Raw genomic sequence first — 23591 nt, 5'->3', positions numbered from 1 at the left:
AACAGTTACCCGTAACAAATTTTGCAACTTGTAGAGTGGGGGCCCGCTTTGAGCACGACTAATCATGATCACCACGTTTACGTTCTGATGGGCGTATCAGGCAGCGGTAAATCCGCTGTCGCAAGCGCCGTGGCGCATCAGCTTCATGCCGCGTTTCTGGACGGCGATTTTCTGCATCCGCGCTGCAATATTGAAAAAATGGCTTCCGGCGAGCCGTTGAATGATGATGACCGCAAACCGTGGTTACAGGCGCTGAACGACGCCGCTTTCGCGATGCAGCGTACCAATAAAATCTCGCTGATCGTCTGTTCCGCACTGAAAAAACATTATCGTGACCTGCTGCGCGAGGGAAACCCGAACCTCTCCTTTATCTATCTGAAAGGTGATTTCGACGTCATTGAAAGCCGTCTGAAAGCGCGCAAAGGTCATTTCTTCAAAACCCAGATGCTGGTGACGCAGTTTGAAACGCTGCAAGAGCCGGGTGCCGACGAACGCGATGTTCTGGTGGTGGATATCGACCAGCCGCTGGAAGGCGTCGTGGCGAGCACCATTGAGGTCATCAATAAAGGCAGTACGCTGTGAGTACATTAACACTGGTTTTAACCGCCGTCGGTTCCGTCTTACTGCTGCTGTTTCTCGTGATGAAGGCGCGTATGCACGCCTTCGTCGCGTTAATGGTCGTCTCAATGGGCGCGGGGCTTTTTTCAGGGATGCCGCTTGATAAAATCGCCGCGACCATGGAAAAAGGGATGGGCGGCACGCTGGGCTTCCTGGCGATTGTGGTCGCGCTGGGGGCGATGTTCGGTAAAATTCTGCATGAAACCGGCGCGGTCGATCAGATAGCCGTCAAGATGCTTAAATCCTTTGGTCATAACCGCGCGCACTATGCGATTGGCCTGGCCGGGCTGATTTGCGCGCTTCCGCTGTTCTTTGAAGTGGCGATTGTGCTGCTGATAAGCGTGGCGTTCTCTATGGCGCGTCATACCGGCACAAACCTGGTGAAGCTGGTCATTCCGCTGTTTGCGGGCGTGGCGGCTGCCGCGGCGTTTTTGTTGCCTGGGCCTGCGCCGATGCTGCTGGCTTCTCAGATGCATGCTGATTTCGGCTGGATGATCCTGATTGGGCTGTGCGCTGCCATTCCGGGCATGATTATCGCCGGGCCGCTGTGGGGGAATTTTATCAGCCGTTACGTTGAGCTGCGTATTCCTGACGACATTACCGAGCCGCATCTGGGTGAAGGTAAAATGCCTTCTTTCGGCTTCAGCCTGTCGCTGATCCTGCTGCCGTTGGTGCTGGTAGGACTGAAAACGATTGCCGCGCGTTTTGTGCCGGAAGGTTCCACCACTTACGAATGGTTTGAGTTTATCGGCCACCCCTTCACTGCGATTCTGGTCGCTTGTCTGGTAGCGATTTACGGCCTGGCGATGCGTCAGGGGATGCCGAAAGACAAAGTGATGGAAATCTGCGGCCACGCGCTGCAACCGGCGGGCATTATTCTGCTGGTGATTGGCGCAGGCGGGGTGTTCAAACAGGTACTGGTTGACTCCGGCGTCGGCCCGGCGCTGGGCGAAGCGTTAACCGGCATGGGGCTGCCGATTGCCATTACCTGCTTTGTGCTGGCGGCGGCGGTGCGCATCATTCAGGGTTCCGCGACCGTGGCGTGTTTAACCGCGGTCGGTCTGGTGATGCCGGTCATTGAGCAACTGAATTTCTCTGGCGCGCAGATGGCGGCGCTCTCTATCTGTATCGCCGGCGGTTCAATTGTGGTTTCTCATGTTAACGACGCTGGCTTCTGGCTGTTCGGTAAATTTACCGGCGCGACCGAAGCGCAGACGCTGAAGACCTGGACGATGATGGAAACTATCCTCGGTACGGTCGGCGCGATTGTCGGGATGATTGCTTTCCAACTGCTGAGCTGAGTCTTGTTGCCCGGTGGCGCTGTGCTTACCGGGCCTGGAAACGGGCACATATCGACACCGTAAGCCGGGTAAGGCGTAATCGCTACCCGGTTTTTTTATTGAGGTGTGCATGGCAATCGCCCAACGACATTTTGCCTCGCCATGTTTCAGTACGCGCATAAAAGCAGGCAAATTTCTACGCTGATCCATAATTAGGATCAATAAAACAGCGACGGAAATGATTCCCTTCCTAACGCAAATTCCCTGATAATCGCCACTGGACTTTCTGCTTGCGCGGTAAGGCAGGATAAGTCGCATTACTGATGGCTTCGCTATCATTGATTAATTTCACTTGCGACTTTGGCTGCTTTTTGTATGGTGAAGGATGCGCCACAGGATACTGGCGCGCATACACAGCACATCTCTTTGCAGGAAAAAAACGCTATGAAAAATGTTGGTTTTATCGGCTGGCGCGGAATGGTCGGCTCTGTTCTCATGCAACGCATGGTAGAGGAGCGCGATTTCGACGCTATTCGCCCTGTTTTCTTTTCTACCTCCCAGTTTGGACAGGCGGCGCCCACCTTCGGCGACACCTCCACCGGCACGCTACAGGACGCTTTTGATCTGGATGCGCTAAAAGCGCTCGATATCATCGTAACCTGCCAGGGCGGCGATTATACCAACGAAATTTATCCAAAGCTGCGCGAAAGCGGATGGCAGGGTTACTGGATTGACGCGGCTTCTACGCTGCGCATGAAAGATGATGCCATTATTATTCTCGACCCGGTCAACCAGGACGTGATTACCGACGGCCTGAACAATGGCGTGAAGACCTTTGTGGGCGGTAACTGTACCGTTAGCCTGATGTTGATGTCGCTGGGCGGTCTCTTTGCCCATAATCTCGTTGACTGGGTATCCGTCGCGACCTATCAGGCCGCCTCCGGCGGCGGCGCGCGCCATATGCGCGAGCTGTTAACCCAAATGGGTCAGTTGTATGGCCATGTCGCCGATGAACTGGCGACGCCGTCTTCCGCAATTCTTGATATTGAACGCAAAGTTACGGCATTGACCCGCAGCGGCGAGCTGCCGGTTGATAACTTTGGCGTACCGCTGGCGGGAAGCCTGATCCCTTGGATCGACAAACAGCTCGATAACGGCCAGAGCCGCGAAGAGTGGAAAGGCCAGGCGGAAACCAACAAGATCCTCAATACTGCCTCTGTGATCCCGGTTGATGGTTTGTGCGTGCGCGTCGGCGCACTGCGCTGTCACAGCCAGGCGTTCACCATCAAGCTGAAAAAAGAGGTATCCATTCCGACGGTGGAAGAACTGCTGGCGGCACATAATCCGTGGGCGAAAGTGGTGCCGAACGATCGTGATATCACTATGCGCGAATTAACCCCGGCGGCGGTGACCGGCACGTTGACTACGCCGGTTGGTCGTCTGCGTAAGCTGAACATGGGGCCAGAGTTCTTGTCGGCGTTTACCGTAGGCGACCAGTTGTTATGGGGCGCCGCCGAGCCGCTGCGTCGAATGCTGCGCCAGTTGGCGTAGTGGCTATTGCAGCGCTTATCGGGCCTGCGTGTGGTTCTGTAGGCCGGATAAGGCGCGTCAGCGCCGCCATCCGGCGGGGAAATTTGTGTTAAACCAGGGGTGCATTGTCACCCTTTTTTTTGCGTAATACAGGAGTAAACGCAGATGTTTCATTTTTATCAGGAGTTAAGCAGAGCATTGGCTATTCTTTAAGGGTAGCTTAATCCCACGGGTATTAAGCCTAACCTGAAGGTAGGACGACGCAGATAGGATGCACAGTGTGCTGCGCCGTTCAGGTCAAAGAAGTGTCACTACCTGATGTTGAATTCAGTGAGATGGAGTGACGCCACAAAACAGGATGACAAACCATGTCCAGTCGTATCGATAGAGACGTGATTAATGCGCTAATTGCAGGACATTTTGCGGACCCTTTTTCCGTACTCGGAATGCACCAGACCCAAGCCGGACTAGAAGTCCGCGCCCTATTACCTGACGCCACCGACGTATGGGTGATTGAACCCAAAACCGGACGTAAAGTCGGCAAACTGGAATGTCTCGACGCTCGCGGTTTTTTCTGCGGCGTTTTACCCCGACGTAAAAATTTCTTTCGCTATCAGCTCGCCGTGACCTGGCACGGACAGCAGAACCTCATCGACGATCCTTACCGTTTTGGTCCATTAATACAGGAAATGGATGTCTGGCTATTGTCGGAAGGCACCCACCTGCGTCCTTATGAAACGCTGGGCGCGCACGCCGATACGATGGATGGCGTCACCGGCACCCGTTTCTCCGTCTGGGCGCCTAATGCTCGTCGCGTTTCGGTTGTCGGGCAATTCAACTATTGGGATGGGCGTCGCCACCCGATGCGTCTGCGCAAAGAGAGCGGTATTTGGGAGCTGTTTATCCCCGGCGCGCATAATGGACAGCTGTATAAATTCGAGCTGCTTGATGCGAACGGTAATCTGCGCATTAAAGCCGATCCCTATGCTTTTGAGGCGCAGATGCGTCCGGAAACGGCGTCGATGATTTGCGGACTGCCGGAGAAAGTGACGCCAAGCGAAGAACGACAAAAAGCCAATCAGTTTGATGCGCCGATCTCGATTTATGAGGTGCATTTAGGTTCATGGCGCCGCCATACGGATAACAATTTCTGGCTGAGCTATCGTGAGCTGGCGGATCAGCTTGTGCCTTACGCCAAATGGATGGGCTTTACGCACCTTGAACTCTTGCCGGTCAACGAACATCCGTTTGACGGCAGTTGGGGCTACCAGCCGACCGGCCTCTACGCGCCGACCCGCCGCTTTGGTACGCGGGACGACTTCCGCTATTTCATCAATGCGGCCCATGCGGCGGGCCTTAACGTCATTCTCGACTGGGTGCCGGGCCATTTCCCGTCCGATGAATTTAGCCTCGCGGAGTTTGACGGCACCCACCTCTATGAGCACAGCGACCCGCGCGAGGGCTATCACCAGGACTGGAATACGCTGATCTACAACTATGGTCGTCGTGAAGTCAGTAATTATCTGGTGGGTAACGCCCTGTACTGGATGGAGCGTTTTGGGATTGATGCGCTGCGTGTCGATGCGGTGGCCTCTATGATCTACCGCGACTACAGCCGCAAAGAGGGCGAGTGGATACCGAACGAGTTCGGCGGTCGTGAAAACCTGGAAGCCATTGAGTTTCTGCGTAATACCAACCGCATTATTGGCGAGCAGGTGCCCGGCGCGGTCAGCATGGCGGAAGAGTCGACAGACTTCTCTGGCGTGACGCGTCCACCGGAAACGGGCGGCCTGGGGTTCTGGTACAAGTGGAACCTGGGCTGGATGCACGACACGCTGGACTATATGAAGCTGGACCCAGTGTACCGCCAGTATCATCACGACAAGCTGACCTTTGGTATGTTGTACAACCATACCGAAAACTTTGTTCTGCCGCTGTCGCACGATGAGGTGGTTCACGGCAAGAAATCCATTCTCGATCGTATGCCGGGCGATGCGTGGCAAAAATTCGCCAACCTGCGCGCCTACTATGGCTGGATGTGGGCCTTCCCCGGCAAGAAACTGCTGTTTATGGGGAATGAGTTTGCCCAGGGACGCGAGTGGAACCATGACGCCAGCCTCGACTGGCACTTGCTGGAGGGGGGCGATAACTGGCACCACGGGGTTCAGCGTCTGGTACGCGATCTCAACCACACCTATCGCCACCATAAAGCGTTGCATGAGCTGGATTTTGATGCTTACGGCTTTGAGTGGCTGGTGGTCGATGACAATGAACGCTCGGTACTGATTTTTGTACGCCGTGATAAAGCCGGTAACGAGATCATCGTCGCCAGCAACTTTACGCCCGTTCCTCGCCACGACTACCGTTTTGGCATCAACCAGCCGGGACGCTGGCGTGAAATTCTCAATACTGATTCGATGCATTATCACGGTAGCAACACCGGCAACGGCGGCGTGGTGCACAGCGATGAGATCGAAAGCCATGGCCGTCAGCACTCTCTTAACCTGACGTTACCGCCGTTGGCGACGATCTGGCTGATGCGGGAGGGGGAATGACGCAGCTTGCGATCGGCGAAGCAACGCCGCATGGCGCAACGTATGACGGTCATGGCGTGAATTTCACGCTCTTTTCCGCCCATGCGGAGCGCGTAGAGCTGTGCGTTTTTGATTCCCGAGGGAATGAGCGTCGCTATGACCTGCCAGGACGTCGCGGCGATGTCTGGCATGGTTATCTGGCAGGCGCCAGGCCAGGTTTGCGCTATGGCTATCGCGTACATGGCCCGTGGCAGCCAGCGCAGGGGCATCGGTTTAATCCGGCGAAGTTACTGCTTGACCCTTATGCGCGCCGGGTCGAGGGCGAACTAAAAGATCATCCGCTGTTGCACGGCGGACACGATGAACCGGACTACCGCGATAACGCGGCGGTGGCGCCGAAAAGCGTGATAATCAGCGACCATTATGACTGGGAAGATGACGCCGCGCCGCGCACGCCGTGGGGAAAAACGGTCATCTATGAAGCGCATGTCAAAGGGCTTACCTACCTGCATCCGGAGCTCCCCCAGGAGATACGCGGCACCTATAAAGCGCTCGGTCATCCGGTCATGGTGGCGTACTTCAAACAGCTTGGCATTACGGCGCTGGAACTGTTGCCGGTGGCGCAGTTTGCCAGCGAGCCGCGCCTGCAACGTATGGGACTGACCAATTATTGGGGTTATAACCCGATGGCGATGTTCGCGCTGCATCCCGCCTGGGCCAGTTCGCCCGAGACGGCGCTGGACGAGTTTCGCGATGCGGTGAAAGCGCTGCATCGCGCGGGGATTGAGGTCATTCTGGACATCGTATTAAACCATAGCGCCGAGCTGGATCTGGACGGTCCAACCTTCTCCCTGCGCGGAATTGATAACCGTAGCTATTATTGGATAAGGGACGATGGCGATTATCACAACTGGACGGGATGCGGCAACACGCTCAATTTAAGCCATCCCGGCGTGGTGGAATACGCGTGCGAGTGTTTGCGCTATTGGGTGGAAACCTGTCATGTCGATGGTTTTCGTTTTGATTTGGCGTCCGTCATGGGGCGCACGCCGACGTTTCGCCAGGATGCGCCGCTGTTCGCCGCGATTAAAGCGTGTCCTGTGTTATCAACGGTCAAGCTGATTGCTGAACCGTGGGATATTGGCGAGGGCGGCTATCAGGTCGGGAATTTTCCGCCACCGTTTGCCGAGTGGAACGATCATTTTCGCGATGCGGCCCGCCGATTCTGGTTGCCGCGTAACCTGACGACCGGGGAGTTTGCCTGTCGTTTCGCCGCTTCCAGCGATGTGTTTAAACGCAATGGCCGCACGCCCGGCGCCTCTGTCAATCTGCTCACGGCGCATGACGGTTTTACGCTCCGGGACTGCGTCTGTTTCAATCAGAAACACAATGAGGCGAACGGTGAGGAAAATCGCGACGGCACCAACAGCAATTACAGCGACAATCATGGTAAAGAAGGATTAGGCGGTCCGCTTGATTTAATGGAGCGGCGGCGCGACAGCATTCATGCCCTGCTGGCGACGCTACTGCTCTCTCAGGGAACGCCGATGCTGCTGGCAGGCGATGAACATGGCCATAGCCAGCACGGCAACAATAACGCCTACTGTCAGGATAATGCCTTAACCTGGCTGGACTGGCAGCAGGCAAACCGTGGGTTAACCACGTTTACCGCCGCGCTGATTCGTTTGCGTCAGCAGATACCGGCTTTAACCGGCAATAGCTGGTGGGAAGAAGGCGATGGCAACGTGCGTTGGCTAAATAAAAACGCGCAACCCTTGAGTGCGGATGAGTGGCAAAACGGGCCTAAGCTGATGCAAATTCTGTTGTCGGACCGTTTTCTGATTGCGATAAATGCCACGCTTGAGGTGACAGATATAGTTTTACCCGAAGGGGAATGGCGCGCCGTTCCCCCATTCGCTGGAGAGGATAATCCGGTGATAACGGCGGTCTGGCAGGGACCTGCGCATGGACTGTGTGTGTTCCAGAGAGGATAAAAAAGGAGTTAATCATGGTGAGTTTAGAGAAGAACGATCGTGTAATGTTGGCGCGCCAGCTGCCACTGAAATCTGTTGCCCTAATCCTGGCCGGCGGCCGCGGCACGCGTCTAAAAGATTTAACGAACAAACGCGCCAAACCAGCCGTCCACTTTGGTGGGAAGTTCCGCATCATCGATTTCGCCTTATCTAATTGTCTGAACTCCGGGATTCGCCGTATCGGCGTGATCACTCAGTATCAGTCCCATACGCTGGTGCAGCATATTCAGCGCGGCTGGTCACTGTTTAGCGAAGAGATGAACGAATTTGTCGATCTGCTGCCAGCCCAACAGCGTATGAAGGGCGAAAACTGGTATCGCGGCACGGCAGACGCGGTGACCCAGAACCTGGATATTATTCGTCGCTATAAAGCGGAATATGTCGTCATCCTGGCAGGCGATCATATCTATAAGCAGGACTACTCGCGTATGTTGATCGATCACGTTGAAAAGGGCGCGCGTTGCACGGTGGCCTGTATGCCGGTGCCGATCAAAGAAGCGACGGCGTTCGGCGTGATGGCGGTCGATGAAAGCGACAAGATTATTGATTTTGTCGAAAAACCGGCGAATCCCCCCGCAATGCCTGGTGACGCCAGCAAATCGCTGGCCAGTATGGGCATTTACGTTTTTGACGCCGATTACCTGTATGAATTGCTGGCGGCAGACGATAAAGATGACGCGTCCAGCCACGATTTCGGTAAAGACATTATCCCCAAAATCACCCGCGAAGGTATGGCTTACGCGCATCCTTTCCCGCTCTCCTGCGTGCAGTCCGATCCACAAGCCGAACCGTACTGGCGCGATGTAGGTACGCTGGAAGCTTACTGGAAGGCGAACCTGGATTTAGCCTCAGTGACGCCGGAGCTGGATATGTATGACCAGAACTGGCCTATCCGTACGCATATGGAATCGCTACCGCCTGCGAAATTCGTGCAGGACCGCTCCGGTAGCCACGGTATGACGCTGAACTCGCTGGTCTCCGGCGGCTGCATTATCTCCGGTTCGGTGGTGGTGCAATCTGTGCTCTTCCCACGGGTGAGAATAAATTCTTTTTGTAATATTGATTCGGCAGTGTTGTTACCTGAGGTTTGGGTAGGGCGCTCCTGCCGTTTACGTCGCTGTGTTATTGACCGTGCCTGTATTATCCCGGAAGGCATGGTGATTGGTGAAAATGCGGAAGAGGACGCTCGTCGTTTCTACCGTTCAGAAGAAGGTATTGTACTGGTCACGCGTGAAATGCTGCGCAAACTGCAGGTCAAACAGGAGCGATAATGCAGGTTTTACATGTATGTTCAGAGATGTTCCCCCTGCTGAAGACTGGGGGGCTGGCGGATGTGATAGGCGCGTTGCCTGCGGCACAAATTGCGGATGGTGTTGATGTTCGCGTTCTGCTTCCTGGGTTTCCCGATATCCGTCGGGGGATACCCGATGCGCATGTGGTGAGCCGCCGCGATACTTTCGCAGGTAAGATATCGCTGCTGTTCGGGCATTATAACGGCGTGGGTATTTATCTGATCGACGCGCCGCATCTGTACGAGCGTCCAGGCAGTCCCTATCACGATACGAATTTATATGCCTATACCGATAACGTGCTGCGCTTTGCCCTGTTAGGGTGGGTCGGCTGTGAAATGGCCTGCGGACTTGATCCATTCTGGCGCCCCGACGTGGTGCACGCCCATGACTGGCACGCCGGGCTGGCGCCCGCCTATCTGGCGGCGCGCGGGCGGCCGGCGAAATCGGTCTTTACCGTACACAACCTGGCCTATCAAGGCATGTTTTATGCAAAGCATATGGATGACATCGAACTGCCGTGGTCATTCTTTAATATGCATGGGCTGGAGTTCAACGGACAACTCTCCTTTTTGAAGGCCGGTTTGTACTATGCCGACCATATTACGGCGGTGAGCCCGACCTATGCGCGTGAAATTACCGAACCGCAGTTTGCTTATGGTATGGAAGGCCTGCTGCGCCAGCGTCATCTGGAAGGGCGCTTGTCCGGCATACTGAACGGCGTGGATGAGAAGATCTGGAACCCGGAATCCGATCTGCTGCTGGCGTCGCGCTACACGCGCGATACCCTGGAAGAGAAGGCGGAAAACAAGCGTCAGCTACAAATTGCGATGGGGTTGAAGGTTAACGACAAAGTGCCGCTGTTTGCCGTGGTAAGCCGTCTGACCAACCAGAAAGGTCTGGATCTGGTGCTGGAGGCGTTACCGGGGCTGCTGGAGCAGGGCGGGCAGTTGGCGCTACTCGGCGCGGGCGATCCGGTGCTTCAGGAGGGGTTCCTCGCGGCGGCGGCGGAACACCCAGGGCAGGTTGGCGTACAGATCGGCTATCACGAAGCTTTCTCGCATCGCATTATGGGCGGCGCGGACGTTATTCTGGTGCCCAGTCGTTTCGAACCGTGCGGCTTAACGCAGTTATATGGCTTAAAGTATGGCACGCTGCCTCTGGTGCGGCGTACCGGGGGGTTGGCCGATACGGTCTCCGACAGTTCGCTGGAAAATTTGGCGGACGGTATCGCCAGCGGTTTTGTCTTCGAAGACAGTAACGCCTGGTCGTTGCTACGCGCGATTCGGCGTGCTTTTGTGTTGTGGTCACGGCCTTCGCTTTGGCGGTTTGTACAACGGCAGGCGATGGCGATGGATTTTAGCTGGCAAGTTGCCGCGAAATCATACCGCGAGCTGTACTATCGCTTGAAATAGTCATCCAGGAATCATTTATATGAATGCTCCGTTTACTTATGCATCGCCCACACTCAGCGTTGAGGCGCTTAAGCATTCTATTGCCTATAAGCTGATGTTTACGATTGGTAAAGACCCGGTCATTGCCAATAAACATGAATGGCTGAACGCCACATTGTTCGCGGTGCGCGATCGTCTGGTGGAGCGCTGGCTGCGTTCTAATCGAGCCCAATTATCGCAGGAAACCCGGCAGGTTTATTACCTGTCGATGGAGTTTTTGATTGGTCGTACTCTCTCTAACGCGCTGCTCTCGCTGGGCATTTATGATGACGTTAAAGGCGCGCTGGAGGCCATGGGCTTAGATCTCGAAGAGCTGATCGATGAAGAGAATGACCCAGGGCTTGGTAACGGCGGCTTAGGACGGCTGGCGGCTTGCTTCCTGGACTCGCTGGCGACGCTAGGATTACCGGGTCGCGGGTATGGCATTCGCTACGATTACGGCATGTTTAAGCAGAATATTGTCGACGGGCGGCAAAAAGAATCCCCGGATTACTGGCTGGAATATGGCAACCCGTGGGAGTTCAAGCGCCACAATACACGCTATAAAGTGCTTTTTGGCGGGCGCATTCAGCAGGAAGGTAAAAAAGCGCGCTGGATTGAGACGGAAGAGATTCTGGCCGTCGCGTATGATCAGATCATCCCCGGTTACGACACCGACGCCACTAACACTCTGCGGCTGTGGAATGCGCAGGCCAGTAGTGAAATCAACCTCGGTAAATTCAACCAGGGCGACTACTTCGCGGCGGTGGAAGATAAAAACCACTCTGAGAACGTGTCGCGGGTGCTCTACCCGGACGATTCCACCTATTCCGGACGAGAGCTACGCCTGCGCCAGGAGTATTTTCTGGTCTCGGCGACAGTGCAGGATATCCTGCACCGTCATTATCAACTGCATAAAACCTATGAGAATCTGGCGGATAAAATCGCCATTCACCTCAACGATACGCATCCGGTGCTGTCAATTCCGGAGCTGATGCGTCTGCTGATTGATGAACATAAATTTAGCTGGGACGACGCGTTTGAGGTGTGCTGTCAGGTCTTCTCTTATACCAACCATACGCTGATGAGCGAGGCGCTGGAAACCTGGCCTGTCGATATGCTGGGGAAAATTCTGCCCCGTCACCTGCAGATTATCTTCGAGATTAACGACTATTTCCTGAAAACGTTGCAAGAGCAATATCCCAACGATACCAGCCTGCTTGGACGCGCGTCGATTATTGATGAGTCGAACGGTCGCCGGGTACGGATGGCCTGGCTGGCGGTGGTGGTCAGCCATAAAGTCAACGGCGTTTCTGAACTCCATTCCAACCTGATGGTGCAGTCGCTGTTCGCGGATTTTGCGAAGATTTTCCCGACCCGTTTTTGTAACGTCACTAACGGCGTTACGCCGCGCCGCTGGCTGGCGTTGGCAAACCCGCCGCTGTCTGACGTGCTGGATGAGAATATTGGCCGTACCTGGCGTACCGATCTTAGTCAGCTCAGCGAGCTGAAGCAGCATTGTGATTATCCGCTGGTCAATCATGCGGTGCGTCAGGCGAAGCTGGAAAATAAAAAACGGCTGGCGGTAGTGATAGCGCAACAACTGAATGTGGTGGTGAACCCGAAGGCGCTGTTTGACGTGCAGATCAAGCGTATTCACGAGTACAAACGTCAGCTGATGAACGTGCTGCATGTCATTACCCGCTATAACCGCATTAAAGAAAATCCGGAGGCCGACTGGGTGCCGCGGGTGAATATTTTTGCCGGTAAGGCGGCTTCCGCCTATTACATGGCAAAACACATTATTCATCTGATCAACGACGTGGCGAAAGTGATTAACAACGATCCGCAGATTGGCGACAAGCTGAAAGTGGTGTTTATCCCGAACTACAGCGTCAGCCTGGCGCAGGTGATCATTCCCGCTGCCGACCTGTCTGAGCAGATTTCGCTGGCAGGGACAGAAGCTTCCGGCACCAGTAATATGAAATTTGCCCTGAACGGCGCGCTCACCATTGGTACGCTGGATGGCGCGAACGTAGAGATGCAAGAGCATGTCGGCGAGGAGAATATCTTTATCTTCGGTAATACTGCCGAAGAGGTGGAAGCGTTGCGCAGGCAGGGTTATAAGCCTCGCGACTATTATGAAAAAGATGAAGAGCTACATCAGGTACTGACGCAGATTGGTAGCGGCGTCTTTAATCCGGAAGAGCCAGGCCGTTACCGCGATCTGGTAGATTCGCTGATTAACTTTGGCGATCACTATCAGGTGCTGGCGGACTACCGCAGCTACGTGGACTGCCAGGATAAGGTGGATGAGTTGTATCGTCGCCCGGAAGAGTGGACGACGAAAGCGATGCTCAACATTGCCAATATGGGCTACTTCTCATCGGACAGAACCATCAAAGAGTATGCCGAAAATATCTGGCATATTGATCCGGTGCGGTTGTAAATCCCGATGCCGGCGGCGCTTCGCTTGCCCGGCCTACGTTTATGTATCCTTGTAGGCCGGATCAGGCGTTAGCCGCCATCCGGCATTTTTCTCAGGACGCCAGTGAAAGCTGGTGTTTCTCAACATACGCCGCCAGCCACTGAGTGATGCGGGACTGCTGTTCGGCGGTCAGCCACATGCCTTCTTTGGTGCGACGCCAGATAGCGTCTTCAGTACGGCGTACCCATTCGTGATCCACCAGGTACTTGAGTTCCGCTTCGTAAAACTCATGACCGAAATCTTCGCCTAAATCAAGCAGTGACGTAGCTTCGCCGAGAATCCACTCCGTGTTGCTACCGTAAGTGCGCGAATAGTGGCGCGCCAGCGATTCCGTCAGGAACGGATAACGACGACGCAGCTTCGCCGCGTAATCTTCGCGGCTGCCGTCGATGTCGCCGCCGGGCAGTACGCACGTTTTGGTCCATGCCGGCCCGATGCCTGGATAATAAGACGCCAGTTTTTCCATCGCATGTTCGGCCAGCTTACGGTAGGTCGTGAGCTTACCGCCAAACACGGAAAGCAGCGGCGCTTTGCCGTTTTCATCATGAATATCAAGGGTATAATCGCGAGTGATCGCCTGCGGTGAGTCGGACTCATCATCGCACAGCGGACGGACGCCGGTGTACGTCCACACGATGTCATCGCGCCCCAGTTGTTTCTGGAAGTGCGCGTTATAGACCTTCAACAGGTAATTAATTTCGCTCTCTTCGATTTTTACCGCTTTCGGATCGCCTTTATATTCGACATCGGTTGTGCCAATGATCGAAAACTCCTCCATCCACGGAATGACAAAGACGATACGTTTATCTTCGTTTTGCAGAATATACGCCTGCTTCTGATTATGGACGCGCGGCACGACGATATGGCTGCCTTTGATCAGGCGGATGCCATACGGTGACGGCAGATGCATCCCTTCGTCGAAGAACTGTTTGACCCACGGTCCAGTGGCGTTAACCAGTCCGCGCGCCTGCCAGACATATTTTTTACCGGTGTCGATATCTTCCGCTTCGACAATCCACAGGCCATTTTCCCGACGAGCGGCGGTTGCGCGAGTACGGGTAAGGACTTCGCCGCCTTTACGCACCACCATCTGTGCGTTAGCCAGCACCAGACGCGCATCGTCTACCCAGCAGTCGGAGTATTCGAATCCGCGCACGATTTCCGGTTTGAGCACCGAATCTGCGCCAAACCGCACACCGGTGGAACCGGGTAAACTGGTACGTTTGCCGAGGTGATCGTACATAAACAGACCGATACGGATCATCCAGGCCGGACGTAAATGCGGGCGGTGCGGCAGACGAAAACGCATCGGGAAGGCGATGTGCGGCGCCATTTTCAACAGCACTTCACGTTCTGCCAGCGCTTCGCTGACCAGACGGAACTCGTAGTGTTCAAGGTAGCGTAAGCCGCCGTGGATAAGTTTCGAACTGGCGGAAGAGGTCGCGCAGGCCAAATCCTGCGCTTCCAGCATGAGTACGGACAAACCGCGTCCGGCGGCATCAGCCGCGATGCCTGCACCGTTAATGCCCCCGCCTATCACGATCAGATCTTTGGTTTCCATGCTGCCCTCTTGCACTTTCGTTAAAGTTCAAAAATGTTCGTTATCGAACATAATAGCAAAGAAACGCGCTATTGGTAACATCGAAAAAACATTTTAGAGTGATATGTATAACATTATGGCGTTAAGCTACTCCGTCAACGTACACTGGGCGATAAAATGCCTTAATTGGCTTCACCGGCAATAATGAAAGAGCGATTCATGGAACAATTTGAATGTATCACTGTAGAAGAGGCGTATCAGAAACTGCACCAGGGCGCGGCGGTGCTGGTCGATATTCGCGATCCGCAAAGTTATGCCATGGGTCATGCGCCGCAGGCGTTTCACTTGACTAACGATACGCTGGGCGCGTTTATGCGTGAGCATGGTTTCGATACCGCCGTGATGGTAATGTGCTATCACGGCAACAGTAGTAAAGGCGCCGCGCAGTATCTGCTCCAGCAAGGCTATGATGCGGTTTACAGCATTGACGGCGGGTTTGAGGCCTGGCATCGCCGTTTCCCTGCCGATGTCGCGAATGGCGCGTAATCCCATAAAGATGCAGCCTCCGACGAGAAGGGTATATATACTGTCTTCTTTTGTATGGACTAAGCGACAGCAATAATGTTGATGATTACTTCCTTTGCGAATCCTCGCGTGGCGCAGGCATTTGTTGATTACATGGCCACCCAGGGCGTCATTCTTACTATTCAGCAACATAATCAAAGCGATATCTGGTTGGCAGATGAATCGCAGGCCGAACGTGTGCGGGTCGAGCTGGCGCGGTTTATAGAAAATCCCGGCGATCCGCGTTATCTGGCGGCTAGCTGGCAGTCCGGGCAGACGAACAGCGGGCTACGCTACCGTCGTTTTCCCTTTCTCGCCACGCTGCGTGAACGAGCCGGCCCTGTTACCTGGATCGTGATGCTCGCCTGCGTGCTGGTCTATATCGCGATGAGTCTCATCGGCGATCAGACGGTGATGGTGTGGCTGGCGTGGCCGTTCGATCCGGTTTTAAAATTTGAATTCTGGCGCTACTTCACCCATATCTTTATGCACTTTTCACTGATGCATATTCTTTTTAACCTGCTGTGGTGGTGGTATCTCGGCGGGGCGGTAGAGAAGCGCCTGGGCAGCGGTAAATTAATCGTCATTACGGTGATAAGCGCGCTACTAAGCGGCTATGTACAGCAGAAATTTAGCGGCCCGTGGTTTGGCGGGCTGTCTGGCGTCGTCTATGCGCTGATGGGTTACGTGTGGCTGCGCGGAGAGCGCGATCCGCAAAGCGGAATTTACCTCCAGCGCGGCTTAATTATTTTTGCATTATTGTGGATAGTCGCTGGTTGGTTTGACTGGTTTGGCATGTCTATGGCGAACGGCGCGCACATCGCCGGGCTTATCGTCGGTTTAGCGATGGCCTTTGTTGATACGCTGAATGCGCGAAAACGAACGTGAGGCGTATCCGGCCTGTGGTCGAGATATTTTTCCAGGCCGGGTAGGGCGAATGCCGCTATCCGGCGCAAGGTTGGTTACTTTCAGAGATTATTCATGAAACAAACACAACGGCATGACGCGATCATTGAACTGGTGAAAAAACAGGGGTACGTCAGTACGGAAGAGCTGGTGGAGCATTTTTCTGTCAGCCCGCAAACCATTCGTCGGGATCTTAACGATCTGGCGGAACAGAATATGATTTTGCGCCACCACGGCGGCGCGGCGTTGCCATCCAGCTCGGTGAACACGCCGTGGCACGATCGTAAGGCGACGCAAACGGAAGAAAAAGAGCGCATCGCTCGCAAAGTCGCGGCCCAGATCCCCAATGGTTCAACGCTGTTTATTGATATCGGCACGACGCCGGAAGCCGTAGCGCACGCCCTGTTAGGGCACAGTAATTTGCGGATCGTGACCAACAATTTGAACGTAGCGAACACGCTAATGGCGAAAGAGGATTTTCGTATTATCCTCGCCGGCGGCGAACTCCGCAGCCGCGACGGCGGCATTATTGGCGAAGCGACGCAGGACTTTATCGCCCAGTTCCGTCTCGATTTCGGCATTCTCGGTATTAGCGGTATTGATAGCGACGGCTCATTGCTGGAATTTGACTACCATGAGGTACGCACCAAGCGCGCGATTATCGAAAATTCGCGCCACGTGATGCTGGTGGTGGATCACTCTAAATTTGGCCGTAATGCGATGGTAAACATGGGCAGCATTAGTATGGTCGATGCGGTCTACACCGATACCCTGCCGCCGCCGGGCGTGATGCAGGTGTTGACGGAGAACCATATCCAACTGGAGCTGTGTTAATTCTGTAAAACGTCCCACGTCAGACCAAAACGCGCCAGGTACTTACGCAGCCGGTCAGCGTCATTCACCGTGGCTTTCCCCTGGCGGGAAACGTTGAATAGCTGCCGCCCGGCGTCGGAAAGGGTTTTCGCCTGGCGGCAGACCGCAACGACGTTTTCCAGCTGCATACGGTCAAACAGATCCAGCGCCGTTGCGTCAATGCCCGGCAATCCGTCGAGCGCGGAGGGGCGATGGTCATTCCAGCTATAGCGCAAACGCGCGATTTCATCGTCTACCGTTTCGACCGTGATTCGCCCGTTGTCCGCCAGCGTCGCCATGCGGGTGACGCTGGCAGAGAGTTCGCGGAAGTTACCGCGCCAGGCGGCCTGCGGCGAGGTGGCGAAGCTCAGCCAGGCGCGGCGCGCTTCGGTATTAAAACGCACGCTGTCGCCGGTTAGCGCCGCGTGGCGTTCCAGTTCGTAGTCAAGGTTTGGTTCAATATCTTCCTGGCGCTGACGCAGGCCCGGTAGTTCGAAGGTCCAGAGATTAATGCGCGCGTACAGGTCTTCGCGGAATGTCCCCTCCGCCACCCGCTGGCGCAGGTCGCGCACCGTGCCGGCAATCAACTGGAAATCGCTGCTGACCTGCTGGTCGCTGCCGAAAGGGTAAAAGCGTTTCTCTTCAATGGCTTTCAGCAACATGGCCTGTTCATCCGCACCCAGCTCTCCCACTTCATCAAGAAACAACATGCCGCCGTCGGCGCTGCGCAGCAGTCCTGCACGCTCCTCTCTCGCGCCGGTAAACGCCCCCTTAACGTGGCCGAACAGCGCCGACATTGCCGTGTCGCCGCGCAGGGTGGCGCAGTTCACTTCGACAAACGGGCCGCTGAACTGGTGGCGGGCCAGTTTTAGTTCATAGATGCGACGGGCGAGAAACGACTTGCCCGCGCCGGTCGGGCCGTTGAGCAGGATTGGCGAACGGGAGCGTATCGCGACGCGCTCAATTTGCTCAATCATCCGGTTGAAACACGGGTTGCGGGTTGCAATGCCGGACTTCAGGAAGTTGAGCGTCTCCTCCCGCTCCTGGGCGAAGCGGGTGGCGATGTCATTGTAGCGGCTGAGGTCGAGGTCAATAATCGTCACGTCGCCCGTGCTATGCGGTTTATCTTTTTTGCGCGGTGGCGAGGTCTGCGCTAATCGCGCCGGTAGATAGCGCGCCTCCGCCAGCAGGAACCAGCAGATCTGCGCGACGTGGGTGCCGGTGGTGATATGAATCAGATAGTCTTCATCTTCGGGATGAAAGGTATGGCTGCGGGCGAAATCGTGCAGGCAGGCGTAAACCTCTTCGAAGTCCCACGGGGTGCGGATCGCGATTTCTACGCCGACGACTTCCGTTTCCGGTGAGACGCTGGCGATATCCTTCTTTAATCCTTCAAACAGCGAGCGAGAGCGGGCATCGTACAGCAGTTCCAGGCGGTGAACGACCAGCGTCTCCTGCTGACACAGACACAAAGTAGGGCGCCATTTTTCCCAACGCTGACTGCCGCGTCCTGCATAGTCGAGCACCGTACCGACAAAACCAAAGGCCACCGTTTTTCGCATCTTAGATTTCCTTCTAAAAGACGAGATAATTTTATCGCTTTTTAATGGCTGCCGTGCAGGCATTTTTCTTTCATCTGAACGTTAAATAAATAAAGTATTTAAAAATCAATAAATTACAAAATAATTTATTTTCTGGCACGCTGGTTGCAATAACCATGGCATGGAGAATAACGGAAATGGGAAAAACAAATGGCTAATCCACTTTTGTTCCGTTCGCTGTTAAGGGACGCGCCGCTGGCCAACGCCAGCAATCAGCAAGGCGCAGCGGCTTTCGCCTTCACCCCGCGCCATAAACTGGCGCAAATGGTGATGACCGGCTGCATGAACGAGACTTTTTATGCCAGCGGCCAGGCGCAGCTAAATGATGTTCTGGCGACGGCGAAAGATCTCGACGATCTGTTTTTAGCGCAACTGGCGATTTATGGCCGCGAACGCGGGATGATGAAGGATATGCCCGCGCTGTTGACCGCCATTCTGGCGGCGCGTGGTTCGGCGCTGCTGCCGGTAGTATTTACGCGGGTGATCAATAATGGCCGGATGCTGCGTAACTTTGTGCAAATTTTGCGCAGCGGCGTGACCGGGCGGCGCTCGCTGGGGACGCGGCCAAAGAAGCTGGTGCAGCGTTGGTTACAGAACGCCAGCGAAGAGCGTTTATTGCAGGCATCGGTGGGCAATGCGCCGTCGCTGGCGGATATCGTCAAAATGGTGCACCCACGGCCGCAGGCGGCGTGGCAGAAAGCCTTCTTCGCCTGGCTGATTGGTAAGCCGTGCGATAAGGCGCAACTGCCGGAAAAAACGCGCGCGCTGCTGGCGTTTCGTGAAGGCGACATGGGCGCGGCCTTACCCGATGTGCCGTTTTTACTGCTGACCAACGCGCCGCTGAGTCGTGAACAGTGGGCACAGCTGGCGCAGCGGATGAGTTGGCAAACGTTGCGGATGAATTTGAATACCCTGGCGCGTCATAACGTGTTTGAGAATGCAACGCTTGCCGCCAGCGTGGCGCAGCGGCTGGCGGACAGGGCGCAGGTGCGCCAGTCCTGGGTTTATCCTTATCAGCTGCTGTCGGCGTGGAGCAATCTGCAAAGCGGCGTGCCGCAGGTTATTCGCGAGGCTTTAGCGCAGGCGATGGAGTACGCGCTGGAGAACATTCCGTCGTTTCGCGGCAACGTGGTGGTCTGCCCGGACGTGTCGGGGTCGATGAAGTCGTCGATAACCGGCTATCGCAAGGGGGCGACCAGTAAGATCCGCTGCGTGGACGTTGCCGGGCTGATCGCCGCCGCCGTGCTGCGTAATCATCCGCTGGCCCGCGTGCTGCCGTTTGAATGCGATGTGGTCGACGTGCAGCTTGATGCGCGCCAGTCGGTTATGCACAACGCGCAAAAGCTGGCGGCGGTTGGCGGCGGCGGCACCAACTGCTCCGCGCCGCTACGTAGGTTGTTGAACGAGCGGGCGCGGGTGGATCTGGTGATTATGGTGTCGGATAACGAATCGTGGGTTGATAAATCGCGCCATGGCTCAACGGCCACCATGGAATGCTGGATCGAACTGAAAAAGCGCAACCCGCAGGCGCGCCTGGTGTGTATCGATCTGCTGCCTTACGGCACCACGCAGGCGGCGGAACGAAGCGATATTTTGAACGTCGGCAGCTTCAGCGACGAGGTGTTTACGGTGATAGATAACTTTGTTAACGGTCGCTATGGCAGCGCGCACTGGCTGGAAGAGATTGAAGCCGTGACGCTGTAAAGAGTATTCAGCGCGGCGCGAATGCTGGCCGGGATTACATCTTTCCCGATGCGTATCATCCCGGCTATGAATTTGTCGCGCAACGCTGAAGGCACGAATGCTGGTGGATCTACACCTTGTATGGCCAGACGCAGGTTCAAACCCTGCCGGGGCTTAGCCCTGTAGCTCAACGGTAGAGCGGGTGATTCACCTTAACTTGTCGTGCCACCCTATTTTGGCGAATGCCTGTGGATCTACATTTGTTGCGGGTTCGAGACCCGTCAGAGCCCGGCTCTGTAGCTCAATGGTAGAGCGGTGTATTCACATAAACTTGTCGCCACCCTAATGATTAAAACGAGAAAAAAATGATGAATTACGAATTGATGACCACCCAGAATGCACCGGTAAAAATGTGGACCAAAGGCGTACCGGTAGAAGACGATGCCCGTCAGCAGCTGATCAATACGGCGAAAATGCCGTTTATTTTCAAACATATTGCCGTTATGCCGGATGTGCATTTGGGGAAAGGATCGACCATCGGTAGCGTGATCCCGACGAAAGGGGCGATTATTCCGGCGGCGGTGGGCGTGGATATCGGTTGTGGAATGAACGCGCTGCGTACCAGCTTAACGGCGGCCGATCTGCCGGAAAATCTGGCAGAACTGCGTAACGCCATAGAGGCCGCTGTGCCTCACGGGCGTACCACCGGACGCGGGCGTCGCGATGTGGGCGCATGGGGAAACCCGCCCGCCAACGTTGATGAAAAATGGGTGCAACTGGAAGCGGGATATCAGTGGTTAACGCAAAAATATCCGCGCTTTTTGAATACCAATAGCTATAAGCACCTGGGAACGTTGGGAACCGGTAACCACTTTATTGAGATCTGTCTGGATGAAACCGATCGGGTATGGATCATGCTGCACTCCGGTTCGCGCGGGATCGGTAACGCCATCGGCACCTATTTTATCGGCCTGGCGCAGCAAGAAATGCAGGAGCAGTTAGAAACGCTGCCGTCCCGCGATCTGGCGTATTTTAATGAAGGAAGCGAATATTTTGATGATTATCTGAAAGCGGTACACTGGGCGCAGCAATTCGCCAGCCTGAACCGCGAGGCGATGATGGAAAACGCGCTGGCGGCGCTCCAGCGCTGCGTGGAAAAACCGATCGCCCTCGATATGGACGAGATCAACTGCCACCATAACTATGTGCAAAAAGAGCAGCACTTTGGCGAAGAGATTTATGTGACGCGTAAAGGGGCTGTTTCGGCGCGGCGCGGTGAGTTCGGTATCATTCCTGGTTCGATGGGGGCGAAAAGCTTTATCGTGCGCGGGCTGGGTAACGAAGAGTCGTTCTGTTCGTGCAGCCACGGCGCCGGACGTGTGATGAGCCGAACGAAAGCGAAGAAACTGTTTAGCGTTGACGATCAGATTCGCGCCACCGCGCATGTCGAATGCCGTAAAGATGCGGATGTGATCGACGAGATCCCAATGGCGTATAAAGATATTGATGCGGTGATGGCGGCGCAGTCTGACCTGGTGGAAATCATGTACACCCTGCGGCAGGTGGTGTGCGTTAAAGGATAGAAAATGGCAAGGATTATCGCGCTGGATGGCGCACAGGGAGAGGGCGGCGGGCAGATTTTGCGCTCGGCGCTGAGTTTATCAATGATAACCGGCCAGCCGTTTGAAATGAGCGGCATCCGCGCCGGGCGCGCCAAACCGGGGCTGCTGCGCCAGCATTTAACGGCGGTGCGGGCGGCGACGGAAATCTGCGGCGCACAGGTGAACGGCGACGAGCTGGGCTCGCAACAGTTGCGTTTTACGCCGGGGCCGATTCGCGGCGGCGAGTACCGTTTCGCGATTGGCAGCGCGGGCAGTTGTATGCTGGTGCTACAAACCGTTCTGCCCGCGCTGTGGTTTGCCGATGGTTCATCCCGTGTGGAGGTTCACGGCGGGACGCATAATCAGGCCGCGCCCAGCGCCGATTTTATCTGCCGCGTCTGGGAGCCGCTGTTGGCGAGGATGGGTATCAACCAGCGCACCACGCTGATAAAACACGGCTTTTATCCGGCAGGCGGCGGCGCGGCGGCAACGGTCGTCGAACCGGCGGCGTCTTTACGCGGTCTGACGCTGATATCGCGCGGCGAGACGCTGCGTATCACCGCCGAAGCTTTGCTGGCCTCGGTGCCTCACCACGTTGGCGAACGTGAAGTCGCAACGCTGGAAGCCCACTTCCCGCAGGCGGAGAAAAACGTCGTTGCGCTGGAAGGCGGCTGCGGGCCGGGCAATGCGCTGTTGCTGGTGATCCAAAGCGAACAGTTAACCGAACTGTTCGCCGCGTTCGGCGTAAAAGGCACCAGCGCGGAAGCGGTAGCTAACCAGGTTGCGCATGAAGCGCGGCGCTATCTCGCAAGCCCGGCAGCGGTGGGAGAGCATCTGGCCGACCAGCTGATTTTACCGCTGGCGCTGGCGGGCGAAGGCGCGTTTACCGTGGCGCGGGCTTCCGCTCACTTGCTTACCAATATTGTGGTGGTGGAACGGTTTTTGCCGGTAACGTTCAACCTGGAGGAGGCGAGGGGGATGGTGCAGGTTATGGTAAGTAAAAAGGATAGCGGATCATAACATACCACGCTGATTTCCTTGATGCTGAACAACGCGTTGCTGACGCCATCCCGGAGAGGGATGTTAATCCCTTTTCCGGCCCTTCAACGATGCGGCGAAGAGTGCTGGTGAGTCAGGACGGCGAGCCGGTTATCGTGCTGTGTCTTTTTGTCGCGCTGGAAGAGGGGCGCTGGATCGTTGAGCAGTGCTTCAGCGGCATCATGAATAATGATAAGACTATTGCGATATTATACGGTCAGCACGTTCACTTATTTGATACGGATTCACATCAGGTTAAGAGCCTGTTTCTTGATGATTATGTTGGCCATATTTATTCAATACCCGATGTTTGGGATCATAAGGCCTCGCTGAGCGAGAATTTCCTGGTCACAACCTTTCAGTATACGTTTCTTATCAACGTGAGTTCCGGCATTATCTGGCGATCGGAACCGTGTGGTATTGATGGCGTCATTATTCACGATATCCGGGAGGGTATTATTTATGGCAGTGGCGAATGGGACCCGCCGGATGGATGGGCGCCATTTAACCTGCGGCTGAGCGACGGCCATCGGGCCTGAAGCCAACTCAACGTCTGGATTTACGTTTATGCTCCCGGCCTACAAAACCAGCAATATCAATA

Annotated in this window: 17 protein-coding genes and 1 pseudogene; 15 read left to right on the top strand and 3 right to left on the bottom strand. The window is 55.3% G+C overall.

The genetic code is table 11. From position 1 onward, the window contains the following. The first annotated feature begins 48 nt into the window (after positions 1-48). Both gntK and gntU read left to right on the top strand, forming a co-directional pair. Entirely contained in the window at positions 49-582 is a 534-nt protein-coding gene (gntK, locus tag NAZ64_RS09790; RefSeq protein WP_000108342.1) for a gluconokinase, read from the top strand. Continuing rightward, positions 579-1919 carry a gluconate transporter gene (gntU, locus tag NAZ64_RS09785; protein ID WP_131046765.1) on the top strand — a complete coding sequence of 447 codons (1341 nt, stop codon included), beginning with the start codon at positions 579-581 and terminating at the stop codon, positions 1917-1919. Before gntK ends, gntU begins: the two co-directional genes overlap by 4 nt. Here the strand turns inward: gntU and NAZ64_RS09780 are convergent. Beyond that, positions 1842-2216 (bottom strand): annotated as a pseudogene (locus NAZ64_RS09780) (MarC family protein); the annotation flags it as partial. The gene gntU and the pseudogene NAZ64_RS09780 overlap by 78 nt on opposite strands. Positions 2217-2342: 126 nt before the next feature. Between NAZ64_RS09780 and asd the strand changes: the two are divergent. The 6 genes from asd (at position 2343) to glgP (ending at position 13166) form a co-directional block, all read left to right on the top strand. Further along, positions 2343-3449, top strand: coding sequence for an aspartate-semialdehyde dehydrogenase (gene asd, locus NAZ64_RS09775; protein ID WP_000799940.1), 1107 nt, complete (start codon positions 2343-2345; stop codon positions 3447-3449). Positions 3450-3796: 347 nt separating this feature from the next. Continuing rightward, on the top strand, positions 3797-5983 hold the full coding sequence (glgB, locus tag NAZ64_RS09770; RefSeq protein ID WP_079954304.1) for a 1,4-alpha-glucan branching enzyme: 2187 nt from the start codon (positions 3797-3799) through the stop codon (positions 5981-5983). Then, positions 5980-7956 carry a glycogen debranching protein GlgX gene (gene glgX / locus NAZ64_RS09765; RefSeq protein ID WP_000192478.1) on the top strand — a complete coding sequence of 659 codons (1977 nt, stop codon included), beginning with the start codon at positions 5980-5982 and terminating at the stop codon, positions 7954-7956. The genes glgB and glgX overlap by 4 nt, the downstream gene beginning before the upstream one ends. Before the next feature lie 14 nt (positions 7957-7970). Beyond that, positions 7971-9266, top strand: a complete 1296-nt coding sequence (gene glgC, locus NAZ64_RS09760; RefSeq protein WP_000253995.1) for a glucose-1-phosphate adenylyltransferase — start codon at positions 7971-7973, stop codon at positions 9264-9266. Further along, positions 9266-10699: a glycogen synthase GlgA gene (gene glgA, locus NAZ64_RS09755; RefSeq protein WP_001197669.1), complete on the top strand. Its 1434-nt coding sequence runs from the start codon at positions 9266-9268 to the stop codon at positions 10697-10699. The genes glgC and glgA overlap by 1 nt, the downstream gene beginning before the upstream one ends. Positions 10700-10718: 19 nt before the next feature. Then, positions 10719-13166, top strand: coding sequence for a glycogen phosphorylase (glgP, locus tag NAZ64_RS09750; protein ID WP_000993424.1), 2448 nt, complete (start codon positions 10719-10721; stop codon positions 13164-13166). Between the two features lie 91 nt (positions 13167-13257). Here glgP and glpD read toward each other — a convergent pair whose 3' ends face one another. Further along, on the bottom strand, positions 13258-14766 hold the full coding sequence (gene glpD / locus NAZ64_RS09745) for a glycerol-3-phosphate dehydrogenase (RefSeq protein ID WP_483640921.1): 1509 nt from the start codon (positions 14764-14766) through the stop codon (positions 13258-13260). Positions 14767-14964: 198 nt separating this feature from the next. Between glpD and glpE the strand changes: the two genes are divergently transcribed. From glpE to NAZ64_RS09730, 3 genes are all read left to right on the top strand, one after another. Beyond that, positions 14965-15291 (top strand): thiosulfate sulfurtransferase GlpE, encoded by a 327-nt coding sequence (gene glpE, locus NAZ64_RS09740; protein WP_000434523.1) that lies wholly within the window; start codon positions 14965-14967, stop codon positions 15289-15291. Positions 15292-15366: 75 nt separating this feature from the next. After that, a complete protein-coding gene (gene glpG / locus NAZ64_RS09735; RefSeq protein WP_000928701.1) occupies positions 15367-16197 on the top strand; it encodes a rhomboid family intramembrane serine protease GlpG in 831 nt (276 codons plus the stop codon). Between the two features lie 93 nt (positions 16198-16290). Continuing rightward, a complete protein-coding gene (locus NAZ64_RS09730; RefSeq protein WP_000815085.1) occupies positions 16291-17049 on the top strand; it encodes a DeoR/GlpR family transcriptional regulator in 759 nt (252 codons plus the stop codon). On the opposite strand, the gene rtcR is transcribed toward NAZ64_RS09730, so the two are convergent. Continuing rightward, the gene (gene rtcR / locus NAZ64_RS09725; protein WP_220569592.1) at positions 17046-18629 is read right to left on the bottom strand and encodes an RNA repair transcriptional activator RtcR; all 1584 of its coding nucleotides are present in this window, start codon (positions 18627-18629) and stop codon (positions 17046-17048) included. The two genes, NAZ64_RS09730 and rtcR, sit on opposite strands and share 4 nt — an antisense overlap. Positions 18630-18818: 189 nt before the next feature. Here rtcR and NAZ64_RS09720 point away from each other — a divergent pair, with 189 nt between their 5' ends. The 4 genes from NAZ64_RS09720 to NAZ64_RS09705 all read left to right on the top strand — a co-directional run bounded on the left by NAZ64_RS09720 (position 18819) and on the right by NAZ64_RS09705 (position 23529). Next, entirely contained in the window at positions 18819-20372 is a 1554-nt protein-coding gene (locus tag NAZ64_RS09720) for a vWA domain-containing protein (protein ID WP_220569593.1), read from the top strand. Positions 20373-20719: 347 nt separating this feature from the next. Further along, positions 20720-21934, top strand: a complete 1215-nt coding sequence (gene rtcB, locus NAZ64_RS09715; RefSeq protein WP_220569906.1) for an RNA-splicing ligase RtcB — start codon at positions 20720-20722, stop codon at positions 21932-21934. Positions 21935-21937: 3 nt separating this feature from the next. After that, a complete protein-coding gene (gene rtcA / locus NAZ64_RS09710) occupies positions 21938-22972 on the top strand; it encodes an RNA 3'-terminal phosphate cyclase (protein WP_220569594.1) in 1035 nt (344 codons plus the stop codon). Positions 22973-23061: 89 nt separating this feature from the next. After that, entirely contained in the window at positions 23062-23529 is a 468-nt protein-coding gene (locus NAZ64_RS09705) for a hypothetical protein (RefSeq protein WP_483640920.1), read from the top strand. Positions 23530-23591: the final 62 nt, after the last annotated feature.

It is taken from the genome of Salmonella sp. A1325 (genome assembly GCF_056991255.1).
Note: the sequence above shows the minus strand (reverse complement) of the source record. Positions and strands in the feature narration are given on the sequence as shown.

Bases quoted from the DNA above. Each gene is read 5' to 3' on its own strand.
- glpE (WP_000434523.1), top strand. From the start codon at position 14,965: ATGGAACAATTTGAATGTATCACTGTAGAAGAGGCGTATCAGAAACTG.
- rtcR (WP_220569592.1), bottom strand. From the start codon at position 18,629: ATGCGAAAAACGGTGGCCTTTGGTTTTGTCGGTACGGTGCTCGACTAT.
- glpD (WP_483640921.1), bottom strand. From the start codon at position 14,766: ATGGAAACCAAAGATCTGATCGTGATAGGCGGGGGCATTAACGGTGCA.
- glgA (WP_001197669.1), top strand. From the start codon at position 9,266: ATGCAGGTTTTACATGTATGTTCAGAGATGTTCCCCCTGCTGAAGACT.
- glgX (WP_000192478.1), top strand. From the start codon at position 5,980: ATGACGCAGCTTGCGATCGGCGAAGCAACGCCGCATGGCGCAACGTAT.
- glgB (WP_079954304.1), top strand. From the start codon at position 3,797: ATGTCCAGTCGTATCGATAGAGACGTGATTAATGCGCTAATTGCAGGA.
- asd (WP_000799940.1), top strand. From the start codon at position 2,343: ATGAAAAATGTTGGTTTTATCGGCTGGCGCGGAATGGTCGGCTCTGTT.
- glgP (WP_000993424.1), top strand. From the start codon at position 10,719: ATGAATGCTCCGTTTACTTATGCATCGCCCACACTCAGCGTTGAGGCG.
- NAZ64_RS09730 (WP_000815085.1), top strand. From the start codon at position 16,291: ATGAAACAAACACAACGGCATGACGCGATCATTGAACTGGTGAAAAAA.
- glgC (WP_000253995.1), top strand. From the start codon at position 7,971: ATGGTGAGTTTAGAGAAGAACGATCGTGTAATGTTGGCGCGCCAGCTG.
- rtcA (WP_220569594.1), top strand. From the start codon at position 21,938: ATGGCAAGGATTATCGCGCTGGATGGCGCACAGGGAGAGGGCGGCGGG.
- NAZ64_RS09705 (WP_483640920.1), top strand. From the start codon at position 23,062: ATGCGGCGAAGAGTGCTGGTGAGTCAGGACGGCGAGCCGGTTATCGTG.
- NAZ64_RS09720 (WP_220569593.1), top strand. From the start codon at position 18,819: ATGGCTAATCCACTTTTGTTCCGTTCGCTGTTAAGGGACGCGCCGCTG.
- rtcB (WP_220569906.1), top strand. From the start codon at position 20,720: ATGAATTACGAATTGATGACCACCCAGAATGCACCGGTAAAAATGTGG.
- glpG (WP_000928701.1), top strand. From the start codon at position 15,367: ATGTTGATGATTACTTCCTTTGCGAATCCTCGCGTGGCGCAGGCATTT.